The organism is Apilactobacillus waqarii (assembly GCF_019061205.1).
GTDB lineage: Bacteria > Bacillota > Bacilli > Lactobacillales > Lactobacillaceae > Apilactobacillus > Apilactobacillus waqarii.
In genome coordinates, this window is record NZ_JAHQYH010000004.1 from 49,786 (window position 1) to 62,348 (window position 12,563).

General features: G+C 38.3%; 10 protein-coding genes. 1 reads left to right on the forward strand and 9 read right to left on the reverse strand.

Annotation, left to right across the window (positions count from 1 at the left end; translation table 11 throughout):
* Positions 1-87 precede the first annotated feature (87 nt).
* Entirely contained in the window at positions 88-681 is a 594-nt protein-coding gene (gene clpP / locus KTJ72_RS03890; RefSeq protein ID WP_034531950.1) for an ATP-dependent Clp endopeptidase proteolytic subunit ClpP, read from the forward strand.
* 53 nt (positions 682-734) lie between these two features.
* Here the strand turns inward: clpP and whiA are convergent, their stop codons facing one another.
* The 9 genes from whiA to hprK all read right to left on the reverse strand — a co-directional run bounded on the left by whiA (position 735) and on the right by hprK (position 12,560).
* On the reverse strand, positions 735-1,673 hold the full coding sequence (gene whiA / locus KTJ72_RS03895) for a DNA-binding protein WhiA (RefSeq protein ID WP_034534634.1): 939 nt from the start codon (positions 1,671-1,673) through the stop codon (positions 735-737).
* Positions 1,674-1,684: 11 nt separating this feature from the next.
* Positions 1,685-2,671, reverse strand: coding sequence for a gluconeogenesis factor YvcK family protein (locus KTJ72_RS03900; RefSeq protein WP_217304210.1), 987 nt, complete (start codon positions 2,669-2,671; stop codon positions 1,685-1,687).
* A 104-nt stretch (positions 2,672-2,775) separates the two neighbouring features.
* The gene (gene uvrA / locus KTJ72_RS03905; protein ID WP_217304188.1) at positions 2,776-5,631 is read right to left on the reverse strand and encodes an excinuclease ABC subunit UvrA; all 2,856 of its coding nucleotides are present in this window, start codon (positions 5,629-5,631) and stop codon (positions 2,776-2,778) included.
* A gap of 12 nt (positions 5,632-5,643) precedes the next feature.
* Positions 5,644-7,650, reverse strand: a complete 2,007-nt coding sequence (gene uvrB / locus KTJ72_RS03910; protein ID WP_217304211.1) for an excinuclease ABC subunit UvrB — start codon at positions 7,648-7,650, stop codon at positions 5,644-5,646.
* A 159-nt stretch (positions 7,651-7,809) separates the two neighbouring features.
* The gene (gene trxB, locus KTJ72_RS03915) at positions 7,810-8,733 is read right to left on the reverse strand and encodes a thioredoxin-disulfide reductase (protein WP_057197581.1); all 924 of its coding nucleotides are present in this window, start codon (positions 8,731-8,733) and stop codon (positions 7,810-7,812) included.
* 84 nt (positions 8,734-8,817) lie between these two features.
* Positions 8,818-9,693: a UTP--glucose-1-phosphate uridylyltransferase GalU gene (gene galU / locus KTJ72_RS03920; protein WP_217304189.1), complete on the reverse strand. Its 876-nt coding sequence runs from the start codon at positions 9,691-9,693 to the stop codon at positions 8,818-8,820.
* 44 nt (positions 9,694-9,737) lie between these two features.
* Positions 9,738-10,754 carry an NAD(P)H-dependent glycerol-3-phosphate dehydrogenase gene (locus KTJ72_RS03925; protein ID WP_034531940.1) on the reverse strand — a complete coding sequence of 339 codons (1,017 nt, stop codon included), beginning with the start codon at positions 10,752-10,754 and terminating at the stop codon, positions 9,738-9,740.
* A 21-nt stretch (positions 10,755-10,775) separates the two neighbouring features.
* A complete protein-coding gene (lgt, locus tag KTJ72_RS03930; protein WP_057197580.1) occupies positions 10,776-11,597 on the reverse strand; it encodes a prolipoprotein diacylglyceryl transferase in 822 nt (273 codons plus the stop codon).
* 24 nt (positions 11,598-11,621) lie between these two features.
* On the reverse strand, positions 11,622-12,560 hold the full coding sequence (gene hprK, locus KTJ72_RS03935) for an HPr(Ser) kinase/phosphatase (protein WP_041152536.1): 939 nt from the start codon (positions 12,558-12,560) through the stop codon (positions 11,622-11,624).
* Positions 12,561-12,563: the final 3 nt, after the last annotated feature.

Genomic DNA, 12,563 nt, shown 5'->3' on the forward strand with positions numbered 1-12,563 from the left:
GTCAAATAAAATCATTTGACCTTAATTGACCATTGAGATAAAATTAATATAATTCAAATTGAATTGAAAGCAAGGGAGGATAAAATTATGAATTTAGTCCCAACTGTCATTGAACAATCATCAAATGGTGAACGCGCATATGACATTTACTCAAGATTATTAAAAGACAGAATTATTATGTTATCTGGTCCAATTGAAGACAACATGGCAAACACCATCATTGCTCAATTATTATTCCTAGATGCACAAGATTCTGAAAAAGACATCTACTTATACATCAACTCACCTGGTGGTGTTGTAACAGCCGGTATGGCCATCTACGATACTATGCAATTTATCAAAGCTGATGTTCAAACTATCGTTATGGGTATGGCTGCATCAATGGCCAGTGTCTTGGCTTCTTCAGGTACTAAGGGTAAGCGTTTTGCTTTACCTCACTCTGAAGTATTGATTCACCAACCTTCTGGTGGTGCTCAAGGTCAACAAACTGAAATTGCTATTGCTGCCGAATCAATCTTAAAGACTAGAAAGATGATCAACGAAATCTTAGCTCAAAACTCAGGTCAATCAATTGAAAAGGTTAACCTAGATACTGAACGTGATAAGTACTTAAGCGCTCAAGAAGCTGTCGACTATGGATTGATTGATAGCATCATGACTAACAGTTCTGAAAGAAAATAATTAAATAATAAAAAAGACGTTAACTTCGGTTAACGTCTTTTTTTTGTGCCCTTTTATGAAACGGCTTCTTCTCTGATTTTATCGGCGAATTCATTTATCTTTCTCAAACGGTGATTAATACCTGACTTAGAAATTGCCCCACTTGGCAATGATTCACTTAATTCCTTCAAACTAACTTCCGGCATCTTCATTCTGGTAATGGCCACTTCGTATAGTTTTTCAGGTAACTTGTCCAATCCAACGGTGTCATCAATGAATTGAATATTAGAAATTTGCTTGGTTGAAGCATTAGCAACCTTGTTCATATTAGCATTTTCACAGTTTACTAATCTATTCACAGAGTTTCTCATATCACGCATGATTCTGACATCTTCGAATTTCAACATCGCATTGGTTGCACCAATTAATTGCAAGAAGTTAGCAATCTTTTCAGCTTCCTTCAAGTATGTGATGTATCCGCTTCTTCGATCGGTCGTTCTTGAATTTAATTCGTATTTGTTCATCATTTCAGAAATCATGTCATTATGTTCTTCGTACAATGAGTAGATTTCTAGATGGTATCTTGAAGTTTCTGGATTGTTCACAGAACCCCCAGCTAAAAAGGCCCCTCTTAGATATGATCTCACTTGAGAATCATCCTTTAATAATTCGATTGGCACTCTTTCCACGATTTGGTAGTTATCAAAAATCCCTAAATCATCTAGGATTGCTTGGGCTTGGTTAGCAATTCTTACGACGTAGACATTGTTCTTGTTTAACTTCATTTTCTTTCTAACAACAAGTTTACTTTCCACCTCGTAGAATTCTAAAATCAACTTATAGATACGACGAGCGATGGCTGGATTTTCGGTTTGAATATTTAAAATAATTTTGCGATTAGCTAACGAAATCGAACCGTTCATTCGAATTAGCGCCATTAGTTCTGCCTTGGCGTTTTCCTTATGAACTTCTAAAGTCGTTAGCTCCTTTTTTACGTCACTTGCGTATGACATTTTTAATCATCCTATCTTTTTGAAACCAGTTTGAATAATGTATCGGCAACCTTTTTTCCATCATGGAATGCCCCTTGGTGGCTTAACATTAAGAAGTCATCATAGATGCATTCACATCCCATTGCCTGAATTGCTTTTTCATCGTGTTTAACCGGATTTTCAATCTCGTTAAACACTTCTCGATTAATTAAATCGGTATCAACTGGTTGTTTGTTTACGATTACGACATCAATGAAGTTTGACTTCATGTGACGGTTCAACACTTCAACGTGTTGAGCGTCTGAAAAATGGTCAGTTTCGCCCTTTTGCGTCATGATATTACAAATGTATACCACCTGCGCTTTAGACGCTAAAACAGCCTCTCCTAGGTTCTTAATCATTAGATTTGGCAAGATGCTGGTGAATAGACTGCCTGGCCCTAACACAATCTGGTCAGCAGCCAAAATGGCATCAATGACCTTTTGATTAGCATGTGGGATTTCGTCTTGATTATCACTGGATTCTACCCAAACACGGTTAATCTTTTTATCCGCATAGGTAATTTCATATTCACCAGTCATGGTTGAACCATCCTCGAATTCAGCGCATAGCTGTAACTTCTCGTTAGTGGCTGGATAAATCTTCCCAGTGATTTCCATCATCTGACTTAGTGCTTCAACGGCGATGTTTACATCACCCTTCATTTCTGTCATCGCAGCAATGATTAAGTTCCCTAACGAATGTTCAGACAAGAAATGATCGCCCTTTTTGAAACGATATTGAAATAAGTCCAGTTTGTCCTTTGACAAATTAGATAATGACACTAAGACATTTCGAATATCTCCAGGAGGAACAATATTAATTTCATTGCGTAAACGACCTGATGATCCACCGTCATCCGAGATATTAACAATCGCGGTAATGTCGACATTTACGTTCTTTAGGTTATTTAAGATAACTGGTAAACCAGTTCCGCCACCGATGACAACGACGTTTTTTCTGGCTTGATTGTCTTTCATCAAATCGTTTCCTCCTTTCAATTTTTTCAACTAAGAAAGTATAACACACATACCCGGGCGTGTCATTTCAAAGGCAAATAAAAAAGCGTGTCACCACGCTTTTTTTATTTTCTTGCTTCTTTAGTTCGTTTGGTATCACGTTCTAAGACTGGCTTTAAGTATTGACCAGTATAGCTTTCCTTGACCTTCACGATTTCTTCAGGAGTTCCAGTAGCGATGATTTCACCACCACCATCTCCTCCTTCAGGTCCTAGGTCGATAATATGATCAGCTGTCTTAATCACGTCTAGGTTGTGTTCAATAATTAAAACAGTATTACCTTGTTCGACTAGTTCGTGTAGGACGACTAGCAAACGGTTGATATCATCTGTGTGTAAACCAATGGTTGGTTCATCTAAGATGTATAAATTGTTTCCAGCTGACTTCTTGTATAGTTCAGAAGCTAACTTCATTCTTTGAGCTTCCCCACCAGACAAAGTAGTTGCTGATTGGCCAAGTTGAACATATCCTAGTCCTACTTCATCAATGGTTTCTAGTTTTCTAGTAATCTTTGGAATTGATGAGAAGAAATCAAGTGCTTGATCGACAGTCATGTCCAAGACATCAGAAATGTTCTTACCCTTGTATTCAACTTCCAGTGTTTCGGCGTTGTAACGTTTACCATGGCAAACTTCACAAGGCACGTAAACGTCAGGTAGGAAGTTCATTTCAATCTTTAGAATTCCATCCCCATGACAGGTTTCACAACGACCACCCTTAACATTAAAACTGAAACGACCCTTTTGGTATCCACGAAGTTTAGCTTCGTTAGTTTCAGCAAACAACGTTCTAATGTCGTCAAATACTCCGGTATAGGTAGCAGGATTACTACGAGGAGTTCTTCCGATTGGGCTTTGGTCAATGTTAATTAGCTTATCGATGTTCTTGTAACCAGAGATTGATTTATACTTACCTGGCTTTTCGGAGTTATGGTTTAGTTTTTGTGCAATCGCACGTTTAACAATACGGTTAATCAATGTTGATTTACCTGAACCAGAAACCCCTGTTACAACGTTAAATTCACCTAATGGAATTTCGGCAGTAACGTTCTTCAAGTTGTTTTCAGAAGCTCCGGTAACCTTAATCTTCTTACCGTTACCCTTACGACGTTTGAATGGAACCGGAACAAACTTTTTACCTGATAGGTATTGACCAGTTAATGAGTTATCGTTTTGAGCGACTTCATCTGGAGTTCCAACTGCCATAACATTACCACCATTGGTTCCGGCACCTGGTCCGATATCAACGATGTAGTCGGCAGAACGTTGGGTGTCTTCGCCGTGTTCTACGACAACTAGTGTATTACCCAAGTCACGCATTGATTTTAGTGAAGAAATTAAACGGTCGTTATCACGTTGGTGTAAACCAATTGATGGTTCGTCCAACACGTATAGCACTCCTGATAGGTTTGAACCAATTTGAGTAGCTAAACGAATACGTTGTGATTCCCCACCGGATAGTGTTCCGGCAGTTCTGGAAAGTGTTAGGTAATCCAACCCCACGTTCTTTAGGAAAGTTAATCGATCGATAATTTCCTTTAGGATTGGCTTAGCAACGACGCTATCCTTTTCACCGAATTTCAATTGAGAGAAGAAGTTTAATTCTTTGACAACGTCTAGGTCGGTAGCTTCACTGATGTTTAATCCGTCGACCTTCACACTTAGTGCTTCTTTGTTTAAACGAAAGCCGTGACAGGTTTGACATGTTAATTCAGTCATATATAGACGCATTTGGTCTCTAGTGAAGTCACTGTTAGTTTCCTTGTAACGACGGTCGATGTTGTTAATAACTCCTTCAAAAGGTGCGTCGGTGTCTCTAATGCCACCGAAGTTACTGTTGAAGTGGAAGTGGAATTCTTTTCCGTTTGAACCGTATAAAATTAGGTCACGTTGCTTCTTAGGAAGCTTTTTAAATGGAGTATCCATATCAATACCAAATGCTTCACAGGCTTGTTCTAGCAAGCTTGGGTAGAATTTAGAACTAATTGGATTCCAGGGTTCAATTGCCCCTTCGTTTAATGTTTTATTCTTGTCAGGAATAACCAAACTTTCGTCTACTTCTAATTTCATCCCTAAACCATCACAGCTTGGACAAGCGCCAATTGGTGAGTTAAATGAGAATAGACGTGGTTCCAATTCACTAACGGTAAATCCACAAAGTGGACATGCATAGTGTTCGGAGAAGATTAGATTGTCACCCTTCCCCATCAAGTCGGCAACGGCATAACCATCACTTAGTCTTAATGCAGTTTCAAGTGAGTCTGATAAACGAGACTTAATACCATCTTTAACGATGATTCTATCAACCACGATTTCGATGTCGTGGTACTTGTTCTTGTCTAGTTGAACGTCATCTTCGATTTCGTGAACTTCACCGTCAACACGGTATCTAACGAAACCTTCACGCTTAATCTTATCGATGACATTCTTGTGTTGACCACGTTGTTGTCTAACGACTGGTGATAAGATTTGAAGCTTAGTTCTTTCAGGTAAAGCAAGGACTTCATCAATCATTTGATCAATTGATTGTCTGGTAATCTTGGTGCCATCGTTTGGACAGATTGGTGTTCCAACACGCGCCCATAGCAATCTAAAGTAGTCGTTAATTTCAGTAACGGTCCCAACTGTTGAACGCGGATTCTTGGAAGTGGTCTTTTGGTCAATCGCAATCGCTGGGCTCAATCCTTCGATTGAATCAACATCTGGTTTGTCCATTTGACCCAAGAATTGACGTGCATATGAAGACAAACTTTCTACGTATCGACGTTGTCCTTCAGCATATAGTGTATCGAATGCCAATGAACTCTTTCCCGAACCTGATAAACCGGTCATAACAGTCAATTTATTCTTAGGAATTTCAACACTGATGTCTTTTAAGTTATGTGCTCTTGCACCTTTAATGACAATTTTATCGTTTTGCAAGTTTTTGCCCCCTTACATTTGACCCTTTAATTCCATGACAGTATCACGCAAAGCTGCCGCCTTTTCGAAATCAAGTTTAGCAGCTGCATGCTTCATTTCCTTGGTCAATGTTTCAATCATTTGCTTTTGATCCTTCTTAGATAGCTTTTGGAAGTCTGATTCAACAAATGAGTGATCTTTAGATGAATCGTCGTTCTTATTATTGTCGTAACTAATAAGGTCTCTAATTGGCTTTTTAATGGTATGTGGTGTAATACCATGGTCTTCGTTGTATTTCTTTTGAATACTTCTTCTTCTAGCGGTTTCATCAATCGCCTTTTGCATTGAATCAGTCATGTTATCGGCATACATAATAACCGCACCATTTTCATTTCTGGCGGCACGACCGATGGTTTGAATTAATGAACGTTCATTTCTTAGGAAACCTTCCTTATCGGCATCTAAGATGGCTACCAAGGAGACTTCAGGAACGTCAATCCCTTCTCTTAGAAGGTTAATCCCAACCAATACATCGTATTTACCTAAACGAAGGTCACGAATAATCTTGGTACGTTCTAGTGTCTTAACATCAGAATGTAGGTATGCAACCTTGATTCCCAAGTCCTTTAGATAGTCGGTTAAATCTTCGGACATCTTCTTGGTCAAGGTGGTTACAAACGTTCTTTCATTTTTGGCAATTCGTTCGTTGATTTCACCAACCAAATCATCCATTTGACCCATGATTGGACGCACTTCAACAGTTGGATCCAATAGTCCGGTTGGACGAATGATTTGTTGAACGATGTTCTTTTCAGCGGTTTCTTCTAGTTCACGTGGACCAGGAGTGGCTGACATGTAGATTGCTTGGTTAACACGTTCTTTGAATTCAGGCATCTTCAATGGACGGTTGTCCAAAGCACTTGGAAGTCTGAATCCATATTCGATTAGACGTTCTTTTCTGGCCTTATCACCGTTGTACATTCCACCAACTTGTGGCAATGTTTGGTGAGATTCATCGACAACTAATAGGTAATCGTCGGGGAAGAAATCTAGTAATGTGTAAGGGGCTTCACCCGGTTGTCTGTTATCCATGTATCTGGAATAATTTTCAATTCCGTTGGTGTAACCCATTTCAGCCATCATTTCGATATCGTAAGTTGTACGTTGCTTCAAACGTTGGGCTTCTAGTAACTTACCCTCTTTTTCAAATTCGGCAACTTGTTCCTTCATTTCTTCCTTAATACCCTTCAAAGCGTGGTCCATGTTTTGATCATCGGTCAAGAAGTGGGTCGCGGGGAAGATGATGATGTCGTCTTTCTTACCAATGAACTCGCCAGTCAATGTATCGATTTCTTTGATTGAATCAATTTCATCACCGAAGAATTCAACTCGGTATGCATGTTGATCCCCAGAAGCTGGAAAAATGTCGACAACATCCCCGTGGACTCTGAAACGACCACGTTGGAAGTCGATATCGTTTCTATCAAATTGAATTTCGACTAACTTTCTAAGTAGTTCATCTCTTTCAATTTGTTGACCAACACTCAATGGAATGGTGTGCTTGTAGTATTCCTTAGGACTACCTAATCCAAAGATTGATGAAACGGAAGCAACGATAATAACATCATTTCTGGTAAGCAATGAGTTAGTAGCCGCATGACGAAGCTTATCAATTTCATCATTAATTGAAGAATCCTTTTCAATATAGGTATCACTTGATGGAACGTAAGCTTCAGGTTGGTAGTAATCATAATAACTGACGAAGTATTCAACCGCATTGTTAGGGAAGAATTCCTTAAATTCACTGTATAATTGTCCAGCAAGTGTCTTATTATGTGACAAAATCAATGTGGGCTTATTAACGTTTTTAATCACATTAGAAATGGTAAAGGTCTTACCAGTCCCAGTGGCACCTAATAAGATTTGGTTCTTTTGACCATCTAAAACACCTTTAGTTAACTTACTAATTGCTTCAGGTTGGTCACCAGTAGGTTTGTATTTCGAAACTAAATCAAATTTATTGTTCTCTTCACGTTTTATTTCCAAACAAAGTCCTCCTTTGTTTTTAACTCGGAGCTATAGGCTCATTCACTGTAGTTTAATAATATTCTAACATACGAACAAACTTTCTAAAACTAATGTTCTCCTTGTAGGCACAAAAAAGACTGGCCATTTGACCAGTCTTTTTAATCACGCTTTTTAGTGTAATGAAGATACGTATTCGAATGCGTTTTGACCAGCAATACCACCGTCACCAACAGCAGTAGTTACTTGTCTTAATTCTTTTTCACGTACGTCACCAATAGCAAAGATACCCTTTACTGAAGTTTCCATACGTTCGTTTGTCTTGATCCAACCTTTTTCATCAGTAATGTTTAAGTTACTGAAAGGTTCAGTCATTGGGTTGTTACCAACATAAATGAAGACACCTGAAGCAGCGATTTCGCCTTCTTCATTTGTCTTGTTGTTGATAGTCTTAACACCAGTAACCTTCATGTTGTCACCAACAACTTCAGTTACGTTAGTGTCCCAAACGAATTCAATCTTGTCGTTAGCAAATGCACGGTCTTGGATAACCTTTTGTGCACGTAGTTGATCACGACGGTGAATAACAGTAACCTTTGAAGCTAACCCTGCAAGGTATAGTGCTTCAGAGATAGCTGAATCTCCACCACCGACAACGACAACTTCACGGTTCTTGAAGAATGCCCCATCACATACGGCACAGTATGAGACACCTCTTCCACCATATTCGTCTTCGCCAGGAACACCTAGCTTTCTGTATTGTGAACCAGTACCAATGATAACGGCACCTGCTTCATAGCTACCTTGGTCAGTATTAACAATCTTAGAATCACCTTTGTCTTCGATTGATTCAACTGTTCCATATTCGTACTTGGCACCGAAGTTTGTGGAACTTTCATACATTTCTTTTGCTAAATCTGGACCTAGGATTGATTTGAATCCTGGGTAGTTTTCGATTTCAGCAGTGTTGTTCATTTGACCACCGTAGATACCACGGTCAATCATCATTACTGATAAATTTGCACGAGAAGCATATAGTGCAGATGTCATTCCACCAGGCCCTGCACCAATAATAATTACGTCATACTTTTCCATAATTAAGCTCCCCCTTTCATTGAATTAATATATGATACTTTACTATCATACAAAACATTTGTCCATTAATTTGCACACAAACTAATTTTAATCTAACTTCTTAGCTAAGTCCTTGATGTATTGTTTTAATTCATCAGAAACTTCTGGGTGTTTTAGACCAAATTCGATGTTAGTTTGTAACCAACCGAACTTGTTACCAGTGTCGTATCTATCACCCTTGAATTCGTGAGCGTATACCTTACCCTTTTTGTTTAGAGTATCGATGGCATCAGTTAATTGAATTTCGTTACCCTTACCAGGTTTAGTGTTTTCTAGGATGTCAAAGATGTCAGCAGTTAATAGGTAACGACCAATAATTGCTAAATCACTTGGAGCATCTTCTGGGTTTGGCTTTTCAACGAAATTAGTAACATCGTATAGCCCGTCACTAACTTCCTTAGCTGGGTTGATAACACCATATTTTGATGTGTCTTCATGAGGAACCTTCATAACAGCAAGTGTTGATGAACCTGTTTCTTCATAACTGTCGATTAATTGCTTAGTTAATGGAGTTTCATCTGTCATTAAATCATCACCTAGCATGATAACAAATGGATCTTCACCAACGAAACTCTTAGCAGTATGAACAGCATCACCTAGACCATTTGGATGTTCTTGACGCTTAAAGTAAATGTTCAAACCGTTAGTTTTCTTAACAGCCTTTAGCATTTCATCCTTACCTTTTGATTCAAGGTTCAATTCAAGTTCAGTGTTTGAATCGAAATGATCTTCAATAGCACGTTTACCCTTACCAATAATAATTAAAATGTCAGTAATTCCTGATGCGATAGCTTCTTCAACGATTAATTGAATAGCTGGCTTATCAACTACTGGTAGCATTTCCTTTGGCATTGCCTTAGTTTCTGGTAGGAATCTAGTTCCTAAACCTGCTGCTGGGATAATTGCTTTTCTGATTTTCTTCATGAATATAAACTCCTATTTTCTCATATTTTCCTATTTCTTAATTATTAATCTAATTCAGCTCTACCCTTACGGTGCATTAGTTGAGAAATTGCATCATCAATTGTAATTTCTTTGTGTAATACCTTGTAGATTGCTGAAGTAATTGGCATATCAATGCCACGTTGGTTGGCTAGTTCGTATGCAGCTTCTGCAGTTGCGATACCCTCAATAACCATTCCCATGTTCTTAACGATATCATCTAAGGTCTCTCCCTTACCTAGTTGATATCCTGCACGCCAGTTACGTGAGTCACTACTTGTTGCAGTAACGATCACATCACCGAAACCTGATAGTCCAGTGAATGTTAATGGGTTAGCACCGAATGAAGTTCCCAAACGAGAAATTTCGGCAAGTCCACGTGTCATCAATGCTGCTTTAGCATTGTCAGCGTATCCTAGACCGTAAAGTGCACCGGCACCAATAGCAATAATGTTCTTTAGAGCTGCCCCAATTTCAACACCGATAATGTCGTCATTAGTATAAACTCTGAAGTAATCATTAATGAATAATGATTGAATATGTTCAGCATCTTTGATGTTTTCTGAAGCAGTAGTTACTAAAGTAATATCGTGTTTAGCAACTGATTCCGCTTGACTAGGACCTGAAATAACTGAGATTGATTTACGATGACTTTCATCGATTTCATCAGCTAGAACTTCTGACATACGTTTGTAAGTCTTTTGTTCAATCCCTTTACTACCATGAATAATGTTTACCTTCATGTCTAGCTCTTCTAAGATTTCGTTTACTTGTTTTGCAGTACTTCTTGTAACTTGTGCTGGAACAACAAATAAAATATCATCAACGCCTCTAATTGCTTCCTTCATATCAGCATAAGCAACTAGTTCTTTTGGATATGTAAAATCTTTGATGTATTTTTCGTTTGTGTGCTTGTTGTTTAGTTCATCAACTTGTGATTGTTTGTATGACCATAAACGTACTTCATTACCATTTTCAACTAAAATATTAGCAAGCATGCTTCCCCATGAGCCTGCTCCTAACACTGCAATTTTTTCTACCATAATAAATATAGCTCCTTAAAATTATTGTAACTTGCTACCATCTAGGTAGTAAGGCAAATCAGAATCATTTTTGCGACGATAGATCATTAATCCGATTGCTCCTACAAATAGGATAATCGATAATAATTGTGAAACTCGAATTCCACCAAATAGCATTAAGCTATCAGTTCTCATACCTTCGACAAAGAATCGACCGAATGAGTACCAAATAACGTAAGATAATACCACTTCACCACGTTTGAAGAATCCTTGGATTTGACGAAGATTCATCAATAAAACAAATCCTAACAAGTCCCATAGTGATTCATACAAGAATGTTGGTTGGCGATAAAATCCTTGAATAAACATTTGATTAATAATGAAATTTGGTAAGTGTAGTGACTTCAAGAACGCTAAGCTGGTGATCTTCCCAAAGGCTTCTTGGTTCATGAAGTTTCCCCATCTACCAATCCCTTGGCCCATAATCACAGTTGGTGCAATCACATCAAGCATTGACCAAACTGAAATTAATTTACTTCTACAGTATAAGAATACCACGACAAACGCACCAATCAAGGCACCATAGATGGCTATTCCCCCATCCCAAATTTTAACAATCTCGTTTAGATGTTGGCTGTAGTATGACCATTGAAATACAACATAATAAATACGGGCACAAATGATTGCCACTGGCAAAGCCCATAGAATCATATCGTATATATTATCTGGTTGAATCCCGCGTTTTCTTCCTTCCTTAACCGAAAGGTAAACAGCGATTAATACTGCTGTGGCAATAAAAATCCCGTACCAGTGAACTAAGATAGGTCCCAGATTAAACGCAATTGGATTTAACGCAATTGACATTTTTTTCACTTCCTAAAAAGAGGATTATTTTTTGTTACCTGAATTTTCTTTAATTAAACTGTTTAGGTTATCATCAAATACCTTTGTAGCATCATAACCCATCTTCTTAGCACGGTAGTTCATGGCTGCCGCTTCAATAATGATAGCTAAGTTACGACCAGTCTTAACTGGAATGCTTACTCTTTGCACGTCAACGTCAAAGATACGACGGGTTTCGTCGCCATTACCCAATCTATCATATGGAGTGTCATCAGACCAGTTTTCAAGGTGAACAATCAAGTCAACCTTAGTCTGTGAACGAACGGCACCGGCACCAAATAGATTCATCACATCGATAATCCCAATTCCTCTAATTTCTAGTAGGTGTCTTAGAATCATTGGTGCTTGGCCAATTAGTGTTTGTTCATCTTGTTGGTATACTTCAACACGATCATCGGCAATTAATCTGTGACCACGTTTAACAAGTTCTAAGGCAGTTTCACTCTTACCAATTCCAGAGTCCCCTGTCATTAGTACCCCTAAACCATATACGTCAATTAGCACACCGTGAATTGATTTTCTTTCGGCTAATTTACCTTCCAAGTAGTTAGTCATGTTACTTAGTACTCGAGAAGTTGTTAACTTTGAACCTAATACTGGAATGTGTTGGTTCTTAGCAGCACGAATTAATTCATCAGGTGGATCTAATTGAGTTGAAATAACAAATGCTGGTGTTTCTGGTAAACACATTTTCTTCATTACATCAAAAAGTTCATTACTATCCATTCCCTTAGCATATGATGTTTCAGTAATACCAAGTAATTGAATTCTCTTTGATGGGTAGTAGTTAAAGTATCCTGTTAATTCCAAACCAGGACGTGAAATATCGCTCGTGGTAATTGGTCGATCTAAGTATTCTTCACCGTAGAAAATATCTAGGTGAGTGTTTTCAACAAGATCTGCGACCGTTACACTGTATGCCATAGT

Excerpts from the sequence above, each read along its gene's own strand:
- clpP (WP_034531950.1), top strand. The coding sequence starts at position 88 with ATGAATTTAGTCCCAACTGTCATTGAACAATCATCAAATGGTGAACGC.
- whiA (WP_034534634.1), bottom strand. The coding sequence starts at position 1,673 with ATGTCATACGCAAGTGACGTAAAAAAGGAGCTAACGACTTTAGAAGTT.
- KTJ72_RS03900 (WP_217304210.1), bottom strand. The coding sequence starts at position 2,671 with ATGAAAGACAATCAAGCCAGAAAAAACGTCGTTGTCATCGGTGGCGGA.
- KTJ72_RS03925 (WP_034531940.1), bottom strand. The coding sequence starts at position 10,754 with ATGGTAGAAAAAATTGCAGTGTTAGGAGCAGGCTCATGGGGAAGCATG.
- lgt (WP_057197580.1), bottom strand. The coding sequence starts at position 11,597 with ATGTCAATTGCGTTAAATCCAATTGCGTTTAATCTGGGACCTATCTTA.
- galU (WP_217304189.1), bottom strand. The coding sequence starts at position 9,693 with ATGAAGAAAATCAGAAAAGCAATTATCCCAGCAGCAGGTTTAGGAACT.
- hprK (WP_041152536.1), bottom strand. The coding sequence starts at position 12,560 with ATGGCATACAGTGTAACGGTCGCAGATCTTGTTGAAAACACTCACCTA.